General features: G+C 60.6%; 17 protein-coding genes. 9 read left to right on the top strand and 8 right to left on the bottom strand.

Features of this window, described 5'->3' with window-relative positions; translation table 11 throughout:
• The 4 genes from glcE to proC all read left to right on the top strand — a co-directional run.
• Nucleotides 1-704, top strand: a 704-nt coding sequence (gene glcE / locus EOS_RS29435; RefSeq protein WP_047895721.1) for a glycolate oxidase subunit GlcE, incomplete at its 5' end; no start/stop codon positions are given.
• A gap of 16 nt (nucleotides 705-720) precedes the next feature.
• Nucleotides 721-1,947: a glycolate oxidase subunit GlcF gene (gene glcF / locus EOS_RS29430; protein ID WP_047895720.1), complete on the top strand. Its 1,227-nt coding sequence runs from the start codon at nucleotides 721-723 to the stop codon at nucleotides 1,945-1,947.
• Between the two features lie 81 nt (nucleotides 1,948-2,028).
• Nucleotides 2,029-2,733, top strand: coding sequence for a YggS family pyridoxal phosphate-dependent enzyme (locus tag EOS_RS29425; RefSeq protein ID WP_047895719.1), 705 nt, complete (start codon nucleotides 2,029-2,031; stop codon nucleotides 2,731-2,733).
• Nucleotides 2,734-2,753: 20 nt separating this feature from the next.
• Complete coding sequence (proC, locus tag EOS_RS29420; RefSeq protein ID WP_047895718.1) at nucleotides 2,754-3,566, top strand: pyrroline-5-carboxylate reductase; 813 nt, start codon at nucleotides 2,754-2,756, stop codon at nucleotides 3,564-3,566.
• A gap of 142 nt (nucleotides 3,567-3,708) precedes the next feature.
• Here proC and EOS_RS48340 read toward each other — a convergent pair whose 3' ends face one another.
• The 7 genes from EOS_RS48340 to recG all read right to left on the bottom strand — a co-directional run bounded on the left by EOS_RS48340 (nucleotide 3,709) and on the right by recG (nucleotide 12,867).
• Nucleotides 3,709-5,220: an Ig-like domain-containing protein gene (locus EOS_RS48340; RefSeq protein ID WP_047895717.1), complete on the bottom strand. Its 1,512-nt coding sequence runs from the start codon at nucleotides 5,218-5,220 to the stop codon at nucleotides 3,709-3,711.
• Nucleotides 5,221-5,716: 496 nt separating this feature from the next.
• Nucleotides 5,717-6,577, bottom strand: a complete 861-nt coding sequence (gene ubiA / locus EOS_RS29410) for a 4-hydroxybenzoate octaprenyltransferase (RefSeq protein ID WP_047895716.1) — start codon at nucleotides 6,575-6,577, stop codon at nucleotides 5,717-5,719.
• Between the two features lie 239 nt (nucleotides 6,578-6,816).
• Nucleotides 6,817-7,308, bottom strand: a complete 492-nt coding sequence (locus EOS_RS29405; protein ID WP_047895715.1) for a Dps family protein — start codon at nucleotides 7,306-7,308, stop codon at nucleotides 6,817-6,819.
• Between the two features lie 155 nt (nucleotides 7,309-7,463).
• Complete coding sequence (locus EOS_RS47210) at nucleotides 7,464-7,634, bottom strand: hypothetical protein (RefSeq protein WP_160312541.1); 171 nt, start codon at nucleotides 7,632-7,634, stop codon at nucleotides 7,464-7,466.
• A 64-nt stretch (nucleotides 7,635-7,698) separates the two neighbouring features.
• Nucleotides 7,699-9,183 (bottom strand): catalase, encoded by a 1,485-nt coding sequence (locus EOS_RS29400; RefSeq protein WP_047895714.1) that lies wholly within the window; start codon nucleotides 9,181-9,183, stop codon nucleotides 7,699-7,701.
• Nucleotides 9,184-9,544: 361 nt separating this feature from the next.
• Complete coding sequence (locus tag EOS_RS29395; protein WP_047895713.1) at nucleotides 9,545-10,504, bottom strand: hydrogen peroxide-inducible genes activator; 960 nt, start codon at nucleotides 10,502-10,504, stop codon at nucleotides 9,545-9,547.
• 125 nt (nucleotides 10,505-10,629) lie between these two features.
• Nucleotides 10,630-12,867: an ATP-dependent DNA helicase RecG gene (gene recG / locus EOS_RS29390; protein ID WP_047895712.1), complete on the bottom strand. Its 2,238-nt coding sequence runs from the start codon at nucleotides 12,865-12,867 to the stop codon at nucleotides 10,630-10,632.
• A 388-nt stretch (nucleotides 12,868-13,255) separates the two neighbouring features.
• Here recG and queA point away from each other — a divergent pair, with 388 nt between their 5' ends.
• From queA to secF, 5 genes are all read left to right on the top strand, one after another.
• Nucleotides 13,256-14,308 carry a tRNA preQ1(34) S-adenosylmethionine ribosyltransferase-isomerase QueA gene (gene queA, locus EOS_RS29380; protein ID WP_047895710.1) on the top strand — a complete coding sequence of 351 codons (1,053 nt, stop codon included), beginning with the start codon at nucleotides 13,256-13,258 and terminating at the stop codon, nucleotides 14,306-14,308.
• A gap of 133 nt (nucleotides 14,309-14,441) precedes the next feature.
• Nucleotides 14,442-15,629, top strand: a complete 1,188-nt coding sequence (gene tgt, locus EOS_RS29375) for a tRNA guanosine(34) transglycosylase Tgt (protein WP_047895709.1) — start codon at nucleotides 14,442-14,444, stop codon at nucleotides 15,627-15,629.
• Between the two features lie 216 nt (nucleotides 15,630-15,845).
• The gene (gene yajC / locus EOS_RS29370) at nucleotides 15,846-16,112 is read left to right on the top strand and encodes a preprotein translocase subunit YajC (protein WP_235443002.1); all 267 of its coding nucleotides are present in this window, start codon (nucleotides 15,846-15,848) and stop codon (nucleotides 16,110-16,112) included.
• 105 nt (nucleotides 16,113-16,217) lie between these two features.
• The gene (gene secD, locus EOS_RS29365) at nucleotides 16,218-18,287 is read left to right on the top strand and encodes a protein translocase subunit SecD (protein WP_047895707.1); all 2,070 of its coding nucleotides are present in this window, start codon (nucleotides 16,218-16,220) and stop codon (nucleotides 18,285-18,287) included.
• A 17-nt stretch (nucleotides 18,288-18,304) separates the two neighbouring features.
• A complete protein-coding gene (secF, locus tag EOS_RS29360; protein WP_047895706.1) occupies nucleotides 18,305-19,255 on the top strand; it encodes a protein translocase subunit SecF in 951 nt (316 codons plus the stop codon).
• A gap of 202 nt (nucleotides 19,256-19,457) precedes the next feature.
• Here secF and EOS_RS29355 read toward each other — a convergent pair whose 3' ends face one another.
• Nucleotides 19,458-20,732, bottom strand: coding sequence for an MFS transporter (locus EOS_RS29355; RefSeq protein ID WP_047895705.1), 1,275 nt, complete (start codon nucleotides 20,730-20,732; stop codon nucleotides 19,458-19,460).
• Nucleotides 20,733-20,896 lie beyond the last annotated feature (164 nt).

Below are 20,896 nucleotides of genomic sequence, written 5' to 3'. Positions count from 1 at the left end.
AGGGCCACGTGCTGCATTTCGGCGGCCAGGTGGTGAAGAACGTCGCGGGCTACGACGTCTCGCGCCTGCTCGCGGGCTCGCTCGGCACGCTTGGGCTGATCCTGGAGGTATCGGTGAAAGTCCTGCCGAAACCCGTTGCCGAAGCCACGCTCAAGTTCGAGATGAACGACACCGACGCCGTGCGCAAGCTCAACGAATGGAGCGGCCATCCGTTGCCACTGACCGCCAGCGCCTGGCGCGACCACACGCTGGCGCTGCGGCTAGGCGGTGCGGAAGCGGCGGTGAAAGCGGCGCGGACATCGTTGGGCGGCGAAGTGGTGGACGCCGTGGAAGCCGAGCGTTTCTGGCACGGTTTGCGTGAGCAATCCGATCCGTTCTTCGCCGTGCTGCCGCCGAAGTGCGCTTTGTGGCGGCTCTCGCTGCCATCGATTGCCGAACCGATGCACCTTCCCGGTCCCCATCTGATGGAATGGGGCGGCGCGCAACGCTGGTGGATCACCGACGCCGATCCGCAAACCGTGCGCATCAGCGCCAAGCAGGCCGGCGGGCACGCGACCATCTTCCGCTCGGGCTCCGCGTATGACCGCAACGCCGGCGTCTTCACGCCGCTGCCCGCACCGATGATGAAGATTCATCGCGGCCTGAAAGCCGCATTCGATCCCGCGAGCATTTTCAATCGCGGCCGCCTCTATCCCGACTTCTGAGCTGAAGACACAAGCAATGCAAACCAACCTCGCCGACTTCATGCGCAACACGGCCGATGGCGAAGAAGCCGAGGCCATCCTGCGCAAGTGCGTGCATTGCGGATTCTGCACGGCGACGTGCCCGACGTACCAGATCCTCGGCGATGAGCTCGACGGCCCGCGCGGCCGCATCTATCTGATCAAGCAGATGATGGAAGGTGCGCCGGTCACGCGCAGCACGCAACTGCATCTTGATCGCTGCCTCACATGCCGCAATTGCGAGACCACGTGCCCATCGGGCGTGCAATACGGACGGCTGCTGGAAATTGGCCGGAAGGTCGTGGAAGAGAAAGTGGAGCGGCCGTTCGGCCAGCGCGTGCAACGCAAGCTGCTCGCCAACTTCCTGCCGAACAGCAAGCTTTTCACGCCCGCTATGAAGGTCGGCCAGCAATTCCGGCCGCTGTTGCCCAAAGCCTTGCGAACGAAGATTCCGGTTGCGCAGCGGCCCCTGGTGCCGCCCACCAGCACGCACGAACGCAAGATGCTGATGCTCGCCGGCTGCGTCCAGCCCGCGATGATGCCGAACGTGAACATCGCGACCGCGCGGGTGTTCGATGCGTTGGGGATCCAGATAATGACCGCGCCGGACGCGGGCTGTTGTGGCGCGATCCGTCTGCATCTGGGCTACAACGAGGAAGCGCTGGACGACGTGCGCAATAACATCGACGCGTGGTGGCCGTACGTGGAAAACGGCGTGGAGGCGATCGTGATGAACGCCTCGGGCTGCGGCGCGACAGTGAAGGAATATGCGCACCTGCTGCGCAATGACCCTGACTATGCGGGGAAGGCCGCGCGGATTGTGGACCTGACGCGCGACCTCGCCGAAATCCTGCCGCTATACGAGGACGAACTCACGACGATGGTCAGGCGGCGCGCCGTGCACACCGTCGCGTTTCACCCGCCGTGCACGCTGCAGCATGGTCAACAGATTCGCGGCCACGTGGAGAATTTGCTGACGGCGCTAGGCATAGAAGTGCATCTTCCCGCCGATAGCCATCTGTGCTGCGGCTCGGCGGGCACGTACTCGGTGCTCCAGCCGAAGCTCTCGTACGCATTGCGCGACCAGAAACTCGACAAGCTCGAGAAGCTGGAACCGCAGATGATCGTATCGGCGAATGTGGGCTGTATTGCGCACTTGCAGAGCGGCACGTCCACGCCCGTCGTGCACTGGATTCAACTGCTCGAACATCTGCTGTATGGCTAACGCCGGCCGGCGCCTGCAGAACCAGGGCGCCGCGTCCGTATAATCGGGGCTCTGCTTACTCGATATGCGGCGTCCGATTCCATGTCCTCCTCTCCTGTAGCCCGTCACCTGGACGAAGTCCGTCAGCGCATCGCGAAAGCCGCGGCTGATGCTTCGCGCGATGCGTCTTCGGTCGCGTTACTCGCGGTATCGAAGACCTTTCCTGCAGAGGATGTTCGTGCCGCCTTCGACGCCGGGCAACGCGCGTTCGGCGAAAACTACGTGCAGGAAGCGGTGGCGAAGATTGCGGAACTGGCGGATTTGCGCAGCGAGATCGAGTGGCATTTCATCGGACCGTTGCAGTCGAACAAGACGAAAGTGGTCGCAGAGAATGTCGATTGGGTGCATTCCGTGGATCGACTCAAGATCGCCCAGCGTCTCAGCGAACAGCGGCCCGACGGCATGGCGCCGCTCAACGTGTGTCTGCAGGTCAACGTGAGCGGCGAAGAATCGAAAAGCGGCGTTGCGCCGGATGAAGCTTTGGCGCTCGCACGCCAGATAGCGGCGCTTCCTTTTTTGCGGTTGCGCGGCCTGATGGCCATCCCCGAACCCGCCGGCACACTCGACGAACAACGCGCGCCGCATCGGCGTCTGCGTGAAATCATGGACACCTTGCGCGCGGACGGACTTGAACTCGATACGCTTTCCATGGGCATGTCGGCGGATATTGAAGCCGCAATTCTCGAAGGCGCGACGATGGTTCGCATCGGCACAGCCATCTTCGGCGCACGCGATTATTCCAACTGAACCTTTGATCTGAACTCACTATGAAAATTGCATTTATCGGTGGCGGCAACATGGCGTCGGCGCTCATCGGCGGTTTGATCAAGCGCGGTGTCGCGGCGGCGGATCTTTATGTCGTCGACTCCGGGGAAGAAGCACGGCAGCGCACGGAAAAGCAGTTTGGCGTTGCGACGGGTACGTCGATCGATTCGAAACTTGCCGGCTACGACGCGATCCTGCTTGCCGTCAAACCGCAAGTGCTGAAGGACGTGGCCACGGCGTTGCAGCCGGTGTTATCGAAGCAATTAGTGATCAGTATCGCGGCTGGGATTCGCGCCGCCGATCTGTCGCGCTGGCTCGGCGGCTATATGCAGATTGTCCGCACGATGCCGAACACGCCGGCGCTTATCGGCATGGGCGTGACAGGTTTGGCTGCGCTGCCCGGTGTTGACGATGCAGGGAAGGCGCTGGCATCGAAGGTACTTGAGGCGGTGGGCGAAACCGTCTGGTTCGACGACGAAGCCAAGATCGACGCCGTTACGGCCATTTCCGGCAGTGGTCCGGCGTACGTGTTTTATTTCATCGAAGCCATGCAGGAAGCGGCTCGCCAGCTTGGGATGGACGAGGAGCAAGGCCGTGCGTTGGCAGTAGCTACGTTTACCGGCGCAGCGCAACTGGCCGCGCAATCGGGCGAACCGGCGAGCGTGTTGCGGGAACGGGTGACATCGAAGGGTGGCACGACGGCTGCAGCTTTGGCTTCTTTCGATTCCCAGGGCGTGAAAGACGCCATCGTCCGTGGCGCACTAGCGGCCGATGCAAGAGCGAAAGAGATGGGTGTGGAGTTGGGCAAGGCCTGAGACAGCGACCCTCAGCCTTGGTCCGCGTGCACTTGTACTGACAACGCAAAAAAATGCCGCTACGGAATCACTCCTGCAGCGGCATTTTCGTTTTTACTTCACCAACAGTCTGCTAGTTCAACAGCAGTCCATCGGTCAGTTCTTACCCATGCACTGCAATCTGCACGCCTTGCTGGACCAGCAGTTCCGCGTGAGCGCCGGAGTGTTCGTACACGTTGTACGTCACGCCGCCAACAATGGCCGTCCCTTCCTGCATCCAGTGACCGTCGGTCACGCCCGCAATGTGCGCACTCGACAAATCCACCGAATCGCCATTTGAGCCGTTGACCAGCATCTGCTGCTTGCCGTCCTTCTGGAACAGGTCCGGTTCGGTCAGGTTCAATACGTCCACCAGCGACAGCTTCAGCATGTTGTGCGAGCCGCCCAGGTCGATCGCTTCGATACCCGATACCTTCGCCGCTGCCGTCTTGCCAGTCAGCGACGTAAGATCCAGGGCCTGATGATCTCCCGTCAAATGCGGCGTATGGACGCCGCCCGCGCCGCCCTCGATGTGAGCCGTGGCGTCCTTGAAGTAGGCAGCCGGATCAGCGTTCAGGTCCACGGTGGCATTGCCTGTGGTGCCCTTGAACGTGTCGTGCTCGCCAACTGCGGCGTGATGGCCGGCTTGCGAGGCAACCGGACTCACGCTTGCATTAGCGGCAAGCACTGCTGCGTCGTCGATTGCAGGCGATGCATCTACGTGCGTTGCGGAAACGGTTGCAAGCTTCGCGTTGAAGTTGTCAGTGAAGGTCCAGCCCATTGCGGGATTGGACACGGTCGTGACCTGACCTGAAGCACCGACAGCCCGGGCATCGATATGATAAGTACTACTTTCGAGCGGCAAATTCACCGGGAAATTAGGATTTTGCGCCACGGTGGCTGTGAAGATGTTGCCGTTCACAGTCATGGTCCCCTGGACGGAGTTGTCCCATAGAACGGTCGTTCCCTGATTGCCGCCGGAGATATAGAGCGCCATGCCCTTCGATGCAAGGCTCGGGTCCGCAATCCATCCGGTGAGCGTCAGCGTACCCGTGGCCGTGCCACCCTGCGATACGAGAGCACCGTCGCTATACACGCCTGTCACCATGATCTGCGTGGTACTGAACGCATAGGCGTTCGATACATCGCTCGTCCCGGCGGCATTGGTACTGGTCGCGTGAACGTTGTGCGCGCCGTTGGGCAATGCTGCAGCAGGCTGGTAATGCCACGTACCATCCGCGCCGACCAGCGTCGAGCCCAACAACGTCGTGTTGTCATAGACGTTGATGGTGTCGCCTGCATGACCCGTGCCATTGATGGTGGGATGACTATCTGTCGCGATGCCACCGGGTGCAACGTTACCCATGTGCGGACCTGTTGCATCGACCAGATTGGTAATGACAGGGGCGAATGGCGTTGCGTTCACGTTGAAACCAATGGTCACCGGCGCACTGACGCCGGTTCCTGTTGTGTACGTCAGACTCAGGTTGTGCGCGCCGTTCGCAAGCGTCGGCAAGGTCCAGCCGACATTCTCCTGGGTGGCGACCATCGTGCCGCTGTCGTACAAGGTGTAGGTATCACCGACAATGGCATTGCACACGAGCACAGGATGTACGTCCTGCGTTGTGCCGCCCACGCTGATGGTATTGATTCCGTCCGCGGTATGTTCGGACAGACCCAGGAGGCCCGGTGCTGGAAGTACAGGCGGTACGGCCGGCCCCCTACTGAACCGATGAGCGTCTGACTACCGTTAAGATTTTTCGACATTTTTTTATTGCCTCTGGGGGGGTGATATTCAAGCGGCCTTGCTTTGCTTTAAAAAAGCTGACCGCCTCTATTGAATCGATGCTCATTCGATTGCCTCTCGGCGTTTCAAATTGCAAAACAATTCTGAATGTTTGCCCAAGGCTCAAATATCGGAAAAGTCCTAAATACTATGGATAGCGAAATGTTAGCGCCACACCGTTTGCGAGAAGCGCCCCAGAAGTGGGAGAGATGCCTCCGGCCTAACCGCTAACGGCAGATACAACGATGGCGTTTACCACGGGACTGCGGAAGCGACTTCGCCGCCGTAACACGCAGCGTCGAAGTCATGTGAGCAGACAGGGCCGCTCCGAAGACCGGTATTTGCGTTACCGCATGAACGCGTAATGCGCCGCAATCCCCGCGAATAAAAGACCCCCGAGCCAGTTGTTATGTTTGAACGCGGCGAAGCACGGCATCCGCTCGCGGTCCTTGATCAGGGTGTAGTGATACACGGCGCAAGCCACCGCCACCGCCCAGCCGATCCAGTACAACGCGCCAAACGCCAACGACACGCCGATCCACACGTAGATCCCGAGCGTTACCGCGTAGCACAACATGATCGCGAGCACGTCGAAGCGGCCAAACGTCAGCGCCGACGTGCGGATGCCGATCTTGATGTCGTCGTCGCGATCGACCATCGCGTATTCAGTGTCGTAGGCGATCGACCAGAACACGTTCGCGGCGAGCATGGTCCAGGCGAGCGGCGGTACGTGGTCCTGCACGGCGGCGAAAGCCATCGGAATGCCGAACCCGAATGCGATGCCCAGATACGCCTGAGGAATCGCGAAGAATCGCTTGGTGAATGGGTAACTGCCCGCGACAAATAGCGCGAACACAGAGAGTTCTTTCGTCAGCGTGTTGAGCGGCAGGATCAGCAAGAACGCAATCAGCGATAACGCCGCCGCCAACGCCACCGCTTCCCACGCAGCGATCTTGCCAGACGTGATCGGCCGGTTCTCGGTGCGCTTTACGTGTTTATCGAAGTCGCGGTCGGCGTAGTCGTTGATTGCGCACCCCGCCGAGCGCATGAGCAGCGTGCCGAGAACGAAGATCACCAGGAGCATCGGCGACGGATGGCCACTCGATGCAATCCACAGCGCGTTGAGCGTCGGCCACAGCAACAGCAAACTGCCGATGGGCTTGTCCATGCGGACGAGTCGAAGGTAAAGCGGAAGGCGAGCGAGCATGGCGATTGGGCGACGGCGAATAGCGATAACCGCATTTTAAGGCAGCGGAGAAAGCATGGCCGTTTAAGGCGGATTGGCGCCTTGGACGCCCCGACGGGCAACGTAGCCCTATCAGCCGCCGGTGCCCGCCGCTGCCTAAAAAAGCCCAAAAAAACGAAAAGCCCCGCGCTCTTCCAAGCACGGGGCCGTTCCAAAGTCGCCACGCTCATTCAGCAGCGACTAAAACTTAAACCCAAAACTTACTGCGCCAGCATCGCGCGCAACATCCACGCAGTCTTTTCATGAATCTGCATACGCTGCGTCAACAGATCAGCCGTCGGTTCGTCGTTAGCGCTGTCGGTCAACGGGAAAATCTCGCGCGCCGTGCGCACGACCGCTTCCTGACCTTCCACCAGTTGGCGAATCATTTCTTCAGCAGCCGGAATGCCATCCGCTTCCGGGATGGACGAGAGCTTCGCGAATTCACGATAGCTGCCCGGCGCGTACACGCCCAGCGCCCGAATGCGTTCTGCGATCGAATCAACCGCCAGCGCCAGTTCCGTGTACTGCCCTTCGAACATCAGGTGGAGCGTGTTGAACATCGGCCCCGTCACGTTCCAGTGGAAATTGTGGGTCTTCAGATACAGCGTGTACGTATCGGCCAATAGATGCGACAAACCATCGGCGATCTTCTTGCGGTCTTTGTCGCTGATACCGATGTTCACAGCCGGTGATGCGATTTTCTTCGCCATAGTGACTCCGTGAGAGTGATACGAACAATGCGAACGACCCCGCTGAAGCTGCTGCCGGGGCCGCCAAGCGTTCGTCAGTTTATCTTAGAAACGCGGCGCGACCCGCCATAGAGGCGGGCCGCAAGGGTCATCGGGCGCGTCGTGACGACGCGTCTTCAGGACAATCCGGCGAAACTCAAACCGTGCAATCCTCCGATAATCACCACCGCGTAACTCGCCGCGACGATACCAAAGCCGATCGCGAGCCGTAGGCCGCGCGACGCGTTCAGGCTCTTCGCCTCAATGCCGTTCACTGCCCGTTCGAGTGTCATGATCGCTTGTGTCATCGTCGTTCTCCTTGAGTCCTGCGTTTCAATCGACCGGGACACGCCTTGACGTGCCCCGCCCTGCTTACTTCACCGCGGCTTCAATATCCGCGTCAGCCGATTCAACTTTCTGGCCCAGTTCCGCCAACGCAGCTACGACACCCGCCGCATACGCCGGATCGGCGCGGCGGAAATGCTCGATCTGCACCTTGACGATCTCGTTCGGCACGCCATGGATATGCCGCGCGATGTTGCCAAAGAAACGCTGCTTCTGCGCGTCGTCGAAAAGGCGGAACAGCGCGCCCGGCTGGCTGTAGTAATCCTCGTCTTCACGATGGTCGTAACGCTCCACCGCACCCGCTGCCAACGCCGGCTCGTTCACGCTCGCGTCCTGCGCGAAGTCGCCAAAGCGGTTCGGCTCGTAGTTCACACGGCCGCCGCTGTTGCCGTCGGTGCGCATGGCGCCATCGCGATGAAACGAGTTCTGCACGGCGGCCTTCGGCGCATTCACCGGAATCTGATGGTGATTGATACCAAGACGATACCGATGCGCATCGCCATACGAGAACAAGCGCCCTTGCAGCAAGCGATCCGGCGAGAAGCCAATCCCTGGCACTACGTTCGCCGGCGTAAAGGCCGACTGCTCGACGTCCGCAAAATAGTTGCCCGCGTTGCGATTCAACTCGAGCGTACCCACGTCGATCAGCGGAAAATCCTTGTGCGGCCACACTTTGGTGATGTCGAACGGATTCATCCGGTACGTCGCCGCTTCCGCTTCTGTCATCACCTGGATGCGGAAATTCCACTTCGGGAAGTTGCCGTGATCGATGTTGTCCACCAGATCGCGTTGCGCACTTTCCCGATCGCTGCCAACGACCGCTGAGGCCTCGGCATCGGTGAAATTCTCGAGCGGCTGTTGCGACTTGAAGTGGAACTTCACGTAGAAGCGCTCGTTGTTCGCGTTGATGAACGAATACGTGTGCGAGCCGAAACCATGCATCTGCCGATAGCTCTTCGGAATCCCGCGATCGCTCATCAGGATGGTGACCTGATGCAACGACTCAGGATGCCGCGACCAGAAATCCCACGCCGCCACGTTGCTGCGCATGTTGGTGTACGGATCGCGCTTTTGCGTATGGATGAAGTCCGGGAACTTCAGCGGATCGCGGATGAAAAACACCGGCGTGTTATTGCCGACAACGTCCCAATTGCCTTCTTCCGTATAGAACTTGATCGAGAAACCACGCACGTCGCGCTCGGCGTCAGCCGCGCCGCGCTCGCCGGCAACCGTCGAAAAGCGCATGAACAACGGCGTCTGCTTGCCGACTTCCGCGAACACTTTCGCTTTCGTGAAGCGGGAAATATCGTGCGTAACGGTGAGCGTGCCGAACGCGCCCGATCCTTTGGCATGCACACGGCGCTCAGGAATCACTTCACGGTCGAAATGCGCGAGCTTTTCGATCAGCCAGAAATCCTGCAGCGCGATCGGGCCGCGCGGGCCGGCGGTGATCGAGTTCTGGTTATCGCCGACAGGCGCGCCTGCTGCTGTGGTAAGGAAGCGATTGGTCATCGATTACTCCGTGAATTTTGTCTGGGGACGAAACGTTATGTCGGGGAAGTTTCAGCAGGTGCCGGCGAAACTGGCTAGCACGTCCACTACAACGCTTCTTGCTTCGCGATATGTCGCAGTGAGTTGCGTGGCTTGGCGGGCAATCAGCGTCATGGCTTCCTCCGGTTTGTTCTGGTGGATCGGGGCCGACCCATGGAGGCAAGAATATCAAAAGCTATTCGAATGTCGAATTCAATTAATTCAATCTATTCGATAGGCCAAGCAAATTTGAAGTGCGCTTGATTTTGAGGAGAAGGGGAAATGGGGCCGGAATCCGCGCCCATCGGGGGCGCGGTGCAAGCTAAAGACGGCTTTGAGGCGGTTAATTGACGGCGGCGGGCAACTCGAGCCGCGTGACGCCCGGAATATTGCAGGCAGCAACGGCGTCGCAGATAGCCTCGATAGCCGGCATCCGCGTGAAACTCTTGCGCCAGGCCAGCACGACGCGCCGGTCTGGAATCGGGTCGTCGAAAGGAACGTAACTCAGCAGACCGGCATCCACTCCGCCCGCATGCGGCTTCACTTCCATCACCGACATCCGCGGCAGCACCGTAATCCCGACGCCGCTAGCAACCATGTGCCGGATGGTTTCCAGCGACGATCCTTCGAACGTCTTCTGAATCCCGTCGGCATTCTGCGAAAAGCGCATCAGTTCGGGGCAGACGCCGAGCACGTGATCGCGGAAACAATGGCCGCTACCCAGCAGCAGCATGGTTTCCAGTTTCAGGTCGTCAGCATTGATCTTGGCGCGGTTCTCCCACGGATGGCCGGCCGGCATGGCGACAACGAAGGGTTCGTCAAACAGCGGGCGCACCATCAGCCCCGTTTCGGGAAACGGCAGCGCCATGATGGCGACATCGATTTCGCCCTGCTTCAGCAGTTCAATCAGCTTGAGCGTGTAATTTTCCTGCAGCATCAGCGGCATCTGCGGAACGCGCTTGATCATCTGCTTGACGAGCGTGGGCAGGAGATACGGCCCGATGGTGTAGATCACACCGAGGCGCAACGGTCCGACCAGCGGGTCCTTGCCCTGCTTGGCGATTTCCTTGATGGCAAGGGTTTGTTCCAGAACGCGCTGCGCTTGCGTGACGATCTGCTCGCCGATCGGCGTGACGCTGACTTCGCTGGTGCCGCGCTCGAAAATCTGCACATTCAGCTCATCTTCCAGCTTCTTGATTGCCACCGACAAAGTCGGCTGACTCACGAAACACGCCTCGGCCGCACGGCCAAAATGCCGCTCGCGCGCCACCGCAACGATGTACTTCAATTCGGTTAGGGTCATTAGGGGCCAATCAGAGTCATTGAATCGATAGGATTTGACTTATACACCCGCCAAGGCAATTAGCCAACCCGGGGCACGCCGCGCCTGAACGCAGTGGCTCACAGACCGGCGAAACGACTCCAAGTTCAAGCTTTCAGATATTGCTCGCGCGCTCCGAGCCAACGCGCGAGGTGATTCGTGACCGCCTCGGGGAACTGCGCGAGCATCTGGTCAGCTGCAGCCCGCGCCGGTTCGATCAGCCAGCCGTCGTTTTCCAGGCTCGCGAAGCGCAGCATCGCCGCACCCGACTGGCGCGCACCGAGGAATTCGCCGGGACCACGAATCTCCAGGTCGCGACGGGCGATTTCGAAGCCATCGGTGGTTTCGCGCATGGTCTGCAAACGCGCGCGCGCGGTCTGGGACAGCGGCCCGGCATACATCAGCACGCACACCGAAGCCGCGCTGCCCCGCCCCACGCGGCCGCGCAACTGGTGAAGCTGCGCGAGACCAAAACGCTCGGCGTGCTCGATCACCATCAGCGAGGCATTGGGCACATCCACACCCACTTCGATGACGGTCGTTGCCACCAATAGCTGCACGTCGGCGCGCGTGAAGGCGTCCATGACGGCGGCTTTTTCTGCTGGCGGCAAACGCCCATGCACAAGTCCAATGCGCAACTCCGGGAGCGCAGCGACGAGCGTTTCGTAAGTCTCCACGGCTGTCTGCAACTGCAGCGTCTCGCTTTCCTCGATCAGCGGGCACACCCAATACACTTGCCGCCCTGTCAGGGCCGCTTCGCGCACGCGGGCGATGACCTCTTCACGGCGGTTATCGGCGACGAGTTTTGTCAGGATGGGCGTACGCCCAGGCGGCAATTCGTCGATGGTCGAAACGTCCAGATCCGCGTAATACGTCATGGCGAGCGTGCGGGGAATCGGCGTGGCCGACATCATCAGTTGATGCGGCTGGAAGTTGTGCACGCCGTCGGCCGCCTTGTGCGCCTTGGCGCGCAACGCGAGCCGTTGAGCGACGCCAAAACGATGCTGTTCATCGACGATCACAAACCCGAGGCGAGCGAACTCCACCGCGTCCTGAATGATCGCGTGCGTGCCGATAACAAGCTGCGCCGCCCCCGACGACGCCGCTTCAAGCGCGGCGCGTTTTTCCTTCGCTTTCAGGCTGCCGGCGAGCCACGCGACCGTCACGCCCAGCGGTTCGAGCCAGCCGCGCAGCTTGCGTGCGTGCTGTTCGGCGAGAATTTCGGTTGGCGCCATCAACGCGGCCTGAAAACCGGCATCGATAGCTTGCGCCGCTGCGAGCGCGGCCACGATGGTCTTGCCGCTGCCCACGTCGCCCTGCAACAGGCGCTGCATTGGATGCGGCAACATGAGTTCGCCCGATATCTCGGCACACACGCGTTCCTGCGCGCCGGTCAGCTTGAATGGCAACGTCTGCAGAAAGCGCGAGACCAGCGATTCGGGGGCGTTCGACAAACGCGGCATCACCGGCGCGGCACGGGTGCGGCGCTCTTCATGCGCGCGTTTGAGCGACAACTGCTGCGCGAGCAATTCCTCGAACTTGATGCGCGTCCACGCCGGATGCGTACCGTCAATCAACGCGTTTTCATCGGAATCGGCGTGCGGGTGATGCAGCGTTTTTACAGCGTCGAGCAAGGCGGGCACGTTCAGCGGCTGAAGATGCGCGCGGGCGATTTTCTCCGGCAGCAACTCCGGCAGATGAACCCGCGACAACGCGCTGTCGATGGCCTTGCGCAAATACGCCTGCGATACCCCCGCCGTGCTCGGATACACGGGTGTCAGCGCTTGTGGCAGCGGCGTGTCTTCATCGACGGGACGCACCGCCGGATGCACCATCTCCATGCCGAAAAAGCCACCGCGCACGTCGCCACGAACCCGCAGACGCACGCCGATCGCCATCTGCTTGACCTGCGAGCCGTAGAAATTGAGAAAACGCAGTGTGAGTTCATCGCCGGCGTCGTCGTGGATCTTGACGAGCAACTGGCGGCGCGGGCGGTACGCAATTTCGTTGTCGAATACAACGCCTTCGGTCTGCGTGTTGTCGCCGGGAATCAGGTGGCCGATGGGCGTAATGCTGGTTTCGTCCTCGTAGCGCATTGGCAGATGCAAGACGAGATCGATATCGGATTTGAGGCCGAGCTTGGCGAGTTTATCGACGGGTTTGGGCGGCGCGGCGGCGGGTTTCAACGGCTGGACCTTGTCCGCGATCTCCAGATCCGCGAGCTTTTTCGCGCCACCCGCCCGTGCACGCTTGCGCTTTTGCATAGGCGCGTCCGGTTCTCCGGCTGCTTCAGGAGCGTTTTCGGCATCGGGAGCAACGAGCAAACGGGGGTCGGGCAAGGGCATCTAATCTCTTCAAAGTACAATATCGGCTTCGTTCGGCTTGGCGGCGCCCATAACAGCAGCACGCCGCACGCCATGTGCGGGTTCGTTACAGCCGCCCGGAGACGCGGCGAGCGACGGCTTTAGGTAGCTTCACGCGGTTCTTTACTCACTCACGGCCCACTGACGCAACCGCAAGCTCCGCGGCTCCGCGATGCATTCCGTAGGCACAATTGCGAGCAACGCACTGGATTTCGTGAGGCCACGTCGTATTCGAATTCTGCGTATCGATCAACAAAAGCCGAGCGACGAAACTGCATCGGCTCAAGAACGAAGCGCACACCCGCGCTGCCTGGCCAAGCGCTTTTGCCAAAATCACGCGCGCATCATCGCGCATCGACCTGCTTTCCCCATGTTCACGCTTTCCGACTTCGATTTTAATCTGCCGCCCGAGCTGATCGCGCAAACGGCGCTCACCGAGCGCAGCGCGAGCCGTTTGCTCGACGTGAATAACCGCGCCGCGACGGCCTCTTTTACCGATCGCCATTTCACCGAATTGCCCAGCCTGCTCGAACCCGGCGATCTGCTCGTATTCAACGATACCAAAGTCCTGAAGGCGCGGTTCCTCGGCCAGAAGGCGAGCGGCGGCCGCATCGAGGTATTGGTGGAGCGTTTGACCGGCGCGACGACCGCGCTCGCGCAGATCCGGGCGAGCAAAAGCCCGTTGCCGGGCACGAAGCTCGTTCTCGCCGAGGCCTTCGAGGTCACCGTCGGCGAGCGCGTGGAGCCGTTCTACACGCTGCATTTCCCCGCCGATTGCCTGACGCTGATTGAGCAATATGGCCGCTTGCCGCTGCCGCCGTATATAGAACACGATCCCGACGCCTTCGATGAAACCCGCTACCAGACGGTCTATGCAGCGAACCCCGGCGCGGTCGCGGCACCCACGGCAGGCCTGCACTTCGACCCGGCGCTCTTCGCCGCGCTCGACGCCCGCGGCGTGGAGCGCGCGACGCTGACGCTGCATGTTGGCGCGGGCACGTTCCAGCCGGTGCGCGTGGAGAATCTCGCGGAGCATCGGATGCATAGTGAATGGTATCGGCTGCCGCAGACCCTCGCAGACAAGATCGTAGCGACGAAAGCGCGGGGCAATCGTGTCATCGCGGTCGGGACAACCTCGCTGCGAGCACTCGAAGCGGCTGCCCGCGATGCGGCTAAAGCCGGCCGGCCGCTATCCGAAACCAGCGCTGAAACGGACATTTTCATCACGCCGGGCTACGAATTTCGCGTCGTCGACCGGCTCGTGACGAATTTCCATTTGCCTAAATCGACGCTGATGATGCTGGTCTCGGCGTTCGCAGGCATGGACGCGATCCGTGCGGCGTACGCGCACGCGATTGAAGAGCGGTATCGATTTTTCAGTTACGGCGACGCGATGCTGCTCACGCGGCAAGCGGCGGCCTGAAAGAGCACCGCCTGCTACGCAGCCCCAAACGCAAGAACGATTGAACCCGCCACGTAACCGTGGCACGCACATACCTCACATTCCCTTTACCCATTTGCGCCGGACTGTCTTCCGGTGGCACAGGAGCTTTTGAATGACCGAAGCAAGCAGCGCAGCCGATACGATCGATACAACGGCCCAACCCGCGAACGGCCTCCAGTTCGAGCTAATCACCACTGACGGCAAAGCTCGCCGCGGCCGCGTCACGTTGAACCATGGGGTGGTCGAAACACCGATCTTCATGCCCGTCGGCACGTACGGCACGGTGAAAGCCGTCGCACCCCGCGAGCTCGAAGAAATGAACGCACAGATCATCCTCGGCAACACCTTCCACCTCTGGCTGCGCCCCGGGCTGGAAACCATCGCCGCACACGGCGGGTTGCATCGGTTCATGAACTGGCAGCGTCCAATCCTCACCGATTCCGGCGGTTTTCAGGTCTTTTCCCTCGGCGATCTGCGCAAGATCACCGAAGATGGCGTCACGTTCGCGTCACCCATCAACGGCGACAAGTTGTTTTTATCGCCGGAAATCTCGATGCAGATCCAGAAGGTGCTGAATTCGGACATCGTGATGCAGTTCGACGAGTGCACGCCGTACGCGACCAACGGCGTGCCCACGCCGCATCAGGACGCGGCCGATTCCATGCGCATGTCGATGCGCTGGGCCAAGCGCTCCGTCGATGAATTCGCCAAAGGTGAAAATCCGAACGCACTGTTCGGCATCGTCCAGGGCGGCATGTTCGAGGATCTGCGCGACGAATCGCTGGCCGGTCTCGCCGACATCGGTTTCCATGGCTTCGCGATCGGCGGTTTGTCGGTCGGCGAACCGAAGGAAGACATGATGCGCGTGCTGGAACACATCGGCCCGAAGCTTCCGGCGGATAAACCGCATTACCTGATGGGCGTTGGCACGCCGGAAGACCTGGTGGCGGGCGTGGCGTCGGGCGTCGACATGTTCGACTGCGTGATGCCCACCCGCAACGCGCGCAACGGCTGGCTGTTCACGCGTTTCGGCGACGTCAAGATCCGCAACGCCGCGCACAAGAACTCGCTCAAGCCGCTCGATGAAACCTGCGGCTGCTACACCTGTCGCAATTTCACGCGCGGTTATCTGCACCACTTGCATCGGGTGGGCGAAATCCTCGGCTCGCAACTGAACACGATTCACAACCTGCATTACTACTTGCAACTGATGCAGGAAATCCGCGATTCGATTGAAAATCACACCTTCGACACATTCGTGAAGCAGTTTCAAGAGAATCGGGCACGCGGAATCGACTGACCGGATGGCTAACGTCCGGCCATTGGATCTGCAATCGGCGCAATAAACATTACAATTGCTTTACGTCACGCTTTAACAGCTTGATCACAAAGCGCATTCCGCGCTTACGCGACGTAGCCCAGTGGTAGAATAGCCGGCTAATTTTCTGATCGTTATAACGGAGAGACCAACGTGTCGTTTTTTTCTAGTGGTGCAGACGGTGCGCAGTCGAGCATCATGAGTTTCCTGCCTTTGATTCTCATGTTCGCTGTGCTGTACTTCATCATGATTCGCCCGCAAATGAAGCGCCAGAAGGAACATCGCAACATGCTGGCTGCAATGGCGAAGGGTGACGAAGTGGTAACGAACGGCGGTATCGTCGGCAAGGTGACGAAGGTGACGGACGCGTACGTGGGCGTTGAAATCGCGGAAGGTACGGAAATCACCATCCAGAAAGCTGCCGTGACGACCATCCTCCCGAAAGGCACGATCAAATCGCTGTAAGGCCAACTTTTCTCGCGTCCGGCGCGGCCTTCGCGGCCAGTTGCCCGCTCATCGCCGGACGCATCGCTTACCCCTCCTCGCCAACTCTCCTGTTCGGCCATCCCCATGAATCGCTACCCACTTTGGAAATATGCCGTGATGCTGGTGGCGCTCGTCATCGGCCTCGTCTATACACTGCCCAATTTTTTCGGCGAAGCGCCGGCGGTGCAGATATCGAGCGGCAAGGCAACGGTCAAGCTGGACTCGTCAACGCTTGCCAACGTCGAAAACGCGCTGGCCGCCGACAAGGTGACGCCGGATGAAGTGACGTTCGACAATTCGTCGCTCAACGCCAACATCCGCGTGCGCCTGAAAGATACGGACACGCAATTGCGCGTGAAGGACCTGTTGCAAAAGACGCTCAACAGCGACCCGAGCGATCCGCAATATATCGTCGCGCTGAATCTGCAGGCAGCCTCTCCGCGCTGGCTGACCGCGTTGCACGCGCTGCCGATGTACCTCGGCCTCGACTTGCGCGGTGGCGTCCACTTCCTGCTGCAAGTGGACATGGCGGGTGCGCTGAACAAGAAGCTCGATTCGAACGCCGCCGACGCCCGTGCGCTGTTACGCGATAAAAACATCCGCGATGGCGGCGTAAATCGCGTGAATCAGTCGGTCGTGGTCAATTTCGCCGATCAGGCCGCAGCCGATGCCGCGCGCACGACGCTGTCGACTGGCTTGAGCGAATTGCAATGGGCGACGCGTCAGGGCGGCGACGCTTACCAAGTGGTCGGCACGTTCACGCCGGCGGCGCAGAAGCTCGCGGAAGACAGCGCGCTCAAGCAGAACATCGTTACGCTGCACAATCGTGTAAACGAACTCGGCGTGTCCGAACCGGTGATCCAGCAACAAGGCTCCGACCGCATCGTGGTCGAATTGCCGGGCGTGCAGGACACGGCGAAGGCGAAGGACATCATTGGCCGGACGGCAACGCTGGAAGCCCGTCTTGCCGACCCGACCAACACCCATCCCGGTCCGAACGACCCGGTTCCTCCCGGCGACGAACTCTTCACGCAGGGCAATACCGGTCCGACGCTCGTGAGAAAGCAGGTGATTTTCACGGGTGACCGGATCATCGACGCATCGTCGGGATTCGACGAACACCAGCGTCCGTCGGTGAACATTCGCCTCGACGCGGCCGGTGGCCGCGCGGTGAGCAGCGTGTCGCGCGACAACATCGGCAAGCCGATGGCCATGATCCTGTTCGAAAAGGGCAAGGGCGAAGTGCTGACGGTCGCGACCATCCAGTCCGAACTCGGCGACCGCTTCCAGATCACCGGCCAGCCTTCGCCGCAAGCCGCCGCCGACCTGGCGCTGCTGCTGCGCGCGGGTTCGCTCGCAGCCCCTATGGACATCATCGAAGAACGCACGATCGGCCCGAGCCTTGGCGCCGACAACATCAGGAAGGGCTTCGATTCCGTCCAGTACGGTTTCGCCGCGATCGCCGTCTTCATGATCGCGTACTACATGCTGTTCGGCCTGATCTCCATGTTGTCGCTGTCGGTGAACCTGTTGCTGCTGATCGCCATTCTGTCGATGCTGCAGGCCACCCTGACGCTGCCGGGTATTGCGGCTATCGCACTTGCGCTCGGTATGGCCATCGACGCCAACGTGCTGATCAACGAACGGATCCGCGAGGAACTGCGTAACGGCGCACCGCCGCAGCTCGCCATCCAGAACGGTTTTGCGCATGCATGGGCCACGATTGTCGACTCGAACGTGACCACGCTGATCGCAGGTCTGGCGCTGCTCGCGTTCGGCTCCGGGCCGGTTCGCGGCTTCGCGGTCGTGCACTGTATCGGCATCCTGACGTCGATGTTCTCGGCCGTGTTTTTCTCGCGCGGCCTGGTGAACCTCTGGTACGGCGGCAAGAAGAAGTTGCAGTCGCTGGCAATCGGTCAGGTCTGGCGTCCCGCAGGCAGCGACACGGCAGCGGCCACCGCCGCTTACCTCGCGAATCAGCGCGGCGACGATTCCCCCGTCGATGAGATCGTCCAGCCCGCCGCACGCGCCAAAGCACCGGTTCCAGCACGCTCGCAAAAGCAGGCCGCGCCGGCGGTTCGGACCGGCAAGCCGGTCGCGCGGCGTCGCTCGGGTCCTGGCATCGAGCCGAAAAAACCCGGCTCGTCCAACTGAGTCCCGGAGAATAAATCATGGAATTCTTTCGTATCCACCGCGACTTGCCGCTGATGCAGCGTGCGTTGATTTTCAACGCAATCTCGCTCATCACGTTCCTCGCGGCTGTGTTTTTCCTCGTGCACCGCGGGCTGCATCTGTCGGTGGAATTCACCGGCGGCACCGTGGTGGAAGTGCAATATCCGCAAGCGGTGCCGCTTGAACCGGTGCGCAGCACGATGAGCAAGCTCGGTTATCCCGACGCTCAGGTGCAGAACTTCGGTACGTCACGCGACGTACTGATCCGCTTGCCGTTGAAGCAGGGTTTGACGTCGGCGCAACAGAGCGATCAGGTGATGGCCGCGCTGAAGACCCAGGACGCGCAAGCGCAGTTGCAGCGTGTCGAGTTCGTCGGTCCGCAGGTCGGTAAGGAGCTCGTGACCAACGGCCTGCTTGCCCTGGCGTGCGTGGTGATCGGCATTGTGATCTACCTGTCCTTCCGCTTCGAATGGAAATATGCGGTGGCGGGCGTGATCGCCAACTTGCACGACGTGGTGATCATTCTCGGTTTCTTCGCGTTCTTTCAGTGGGAGTTTTCGCTCTCCGTGCTGGCGGCCATTCTCGCGGTGCTCGGCTATTCGGTGAACGAGTCGGTCGTTATCTTCGACCGGATTCGCGAAACCTTCCGCAAGCAGCGCAAGATGACGGTGATCGAAGTAATCAACCACGCGATCACCAGCACGATGTCGCGAACCATCATCACCCACGGCTGTACGGAAATGATGGTGCTGTCCATGTTCCTGTTCGGCGGTGCGACGCTGCATTACTTCGCGCTGGCGCTGACGGTCGGGATCTTGTTCGGCATCTACTCGTCGGTGTTCGTGGCAGCCGCGCTGGCTATGTGGCTGGGTGTGAAGCGCGAAGATCTGGTGAAGGACAAGAAGCCAAAGTTCGATCCCGCCGATCCGAACGCAGGCGCAGAGGTTTGATCACAAGCTTGCAGATGTGAGATTCAGGGTTTGAAAGTGTGAAAGGCCGATTCGAGAGAGTCGGCCTTTTTGCTTTTGAGGCGGCATTTGCAACATTTTTCAAGCTTCTGCGCGCCTACATGCAGGCGCAGCAGAAGCGGCAATCGTAGGGCCACGGGGCGGCGCACCGGCTATAGGCGCATGAACCTCTACTCAAGGACCCTCACTTGAATCCCAGCCGCTTGCGCGCCGCCATCAACGCCACCAGACTCACCACCGCGGCAAAAATCAGGTAGAAGCTAGGCGCGGCTTTCGATCCCGTCGATGCAATCAGCCACGTGATGATGAACGGCCCGAATCCGCCGAACACCGTCACCGCAATGTTATAAGCCAGCGACATGCCGGTCGTTCGCGTGGCCACCGGAAACATCTCCGATAACAACCCTGGCAACGCCGCGAAATATCCTGTCATCAACACGCCAAGTACGGCTTGAACGACCAGCAGTGTGCCGAATGTCGGATGGCCGACAAGCCACGTGAACAGCGGATAGATCAGCACGAGCAGCAGCACCGCCGAGATCAGCATGATGCGCGTGCGCCCGTGGGTATCGGAGAAATGTCCTACGAAGGGCGAGAGCACCATCTGGATCGCGCCCGTGAGCAGGATCGCGGTGAACGCCACCGACGGCGCGAGCCCCAGTTGCCTGATCGCATACGTTGGCATGAAGAGCACGAGGTAAGTCGCTACCGTGCCCAGCACCACCGTCCCGATCGCGATCAGCAAACGCTCCTTGTTCGACGTGAAGGTGTCGCGCAACGGTGTTGTCGTGGTGACGGCCGCGAGGAATTCCGGTGTTTCGTCGAGGCGCGTGCGGATGTAGTACGCCACCGGCCCGATCAGCAAGCCGAAGATGAACGGCACTCGCCAGCCCCATGAACTCATCTGTTCCGGTGAGAGATTGCCGGTGAGCACCACGCCGAAGATTGCCGCCAGGAGCGTGGTCAACCCCTGGCTCGCGACCTGCCAGCTCGCGAAGAAACCGCGCCGGCCGGGAACGTGCTCGGCAAGAAACGCCGTCGCACTGCCGAACTCACCGCCGGCCGAGAAACCCTGCATCAGGCGCGCGAGCACCAGCACCAACGGCGCGGCAACTCCAATGGACGAGTAAGTAGGCAACAAGGCGATGATCAGCGTACCCATCATCATCAACAGAATGGACAGCGTGAGCGCGGCCTTGCGCCCCGCGCGGTCGGCATACGCGCCGAGCACGATCGCCCCAAGCGGCCGCATGAAAAACGATACGCCGAACGTACCGAGTGTCAGCAGGATGGACACCGAATCGTTGCCCGAAGGGAAGAACAACTTCGAGATGACGACCGCGAAGAACCCGTAGACCACGAGGTCGAACCATTCGAGCGCATTGCCTATCGAGGCCGCCACTACGGCGCGCCACGCGGCTGGACGGCTGATTGGTACTGTTGCGGGTGTACTGCTCATGCATTTCTCCGGTTGATGTCGGTATGACGGGCTGTTGGCTAAAGTGCAAACGCTGCCGACTGTGCCACGCCGAAATCCGGATCGAAATGCTCGCAAAACCGGGGACGAAAAAAAACCGCTTCGGATCGAAGCGGTTTTCTTACCTAGCGAGAAAAGACGTCTAG

The organism is Caballeronia mineralivorans PML1(12), assembly GCF_001028175.1.
GTDB classification, from domain to species: Bacteria; Pseudomonadota; Gammaproteobacteria; order Burkholderiales; family Burkholderiaceae; genus Caballeronia; species Caballeronia mineralivorans.
The sequence above is the reverse complement of the archived record's forward strand: the minus strand, read 5'-3'. Positions and strand labels throughout refer to the sequence as shown.

What these genes read in the sequence shown, in the direction of transcription:
- secF (WP_047895706.1), top strand. Translation starts at nt 18,305, where the DNA reads ATGGAATTCTTTCGTATCCACCGCGACTTGCCGCTGATGCAGCGTGCG.
- recG (WP_047895712.1), bottom strand. Translation starts at nt 12,867, where the DNA reads ATGCCCTTGCCCGACCCCCGTTTGCTCGTTGCTCCCGATGCCGAAAAC.
- yajC (WP_235443002.1), top strand. Translation starts at nt 15,846, where the DNA reads ATGAGTTTCCTGCCTTTGATTCTCATGTTCGCTGTGCTGTACTTCATC.
- tgt (WP_047895709.1), top strand. Translation starts at nt 14,442, where the DNA reads ATGACCGAAGCAAGCAGCGCAGCCGATACGATCGATACAACGGCCCAA.
- ubiA (WP_047895716.1), bottom strand. Translation starts at nt 6,577, where the DNA reads ATGCTCGCTCGCCTTCCGCTTTACCTTCGACTCGTCCGCATGGACAAG.
- glcF (WP_047895720.1), top strand. Translation starts at nt 721, where the DNA reads ATGCAAACCAACCTCGCCGACTTCATGCGCAACACGGCCGATGGCGAA.
- EOS_RS29400 (WP_047895714.1), bottom strand. Translation starts at nt 9,183, where the DNA reads ATGACCAATCGCTTCCTTACCACAGCAGCAGGCGCGCCTGTCGGCGAT.
- EOS_RS29425 (WP_047895719.1), top strand. Translation starts at nt 2,029, where the DNA reads ATGTCCTCCTCTCCTGTAGCCCGTCACCTGGACGAAGTCCGTCAGCGC.
- EOS_RS29405 (WP_047895715.1), bottom strand. Translation starts at nt 7,308, where the DNA reads ATGGCGAAGAAAATCGCATCACCGGCTGTGAACATCGGTATCAGCGAC.
- secD (WP_047895707.1), top strand. Translation starts at nt 16,218, where the DNA reads ATGAATCGCTACCCACTTTGGAAATATGCCGTGATGCTGGTGGCGCTC.
- EOS_RS29395 (WP_047895713.1), bottom strand. Translation starts at nt 10,504, where the DNA reads ATGACCCTAACCGAATTGAAGTACATCGTTGCGGTGGCGCGCGAGCGG.
- EOS_RS47210 (WP_160312541.1), bottom strand. Translation starts at nt 7,634, where the DNA reads ATGACACAAGCGATCATGACACTCGAACGGGCAGTGAACGGCATTGAG.
- EOS_RS29355 (WP_047895705.1), bottom strand. Translation starts at nt 20,732, where the DNA reads ATGAGCAGTACACCCGCAACAGTACCAATCAGCCGTCCAGCCGCGTGG.
- proC (WP_047895718.1), top strand. Translation starts at nt 2,754, where the DNA reads ATGAAAATTGCATTTATCGGTGGCGGCAACATGGCGTCGGCGCTCATC.
- queA (WP_047895710.1), top strand. Translation starts at nt 13,256, where the DNA reads ATGTTCACGCTTTCCGACTTCGATTTTAATCTGCCGCCCGAGCTGATC.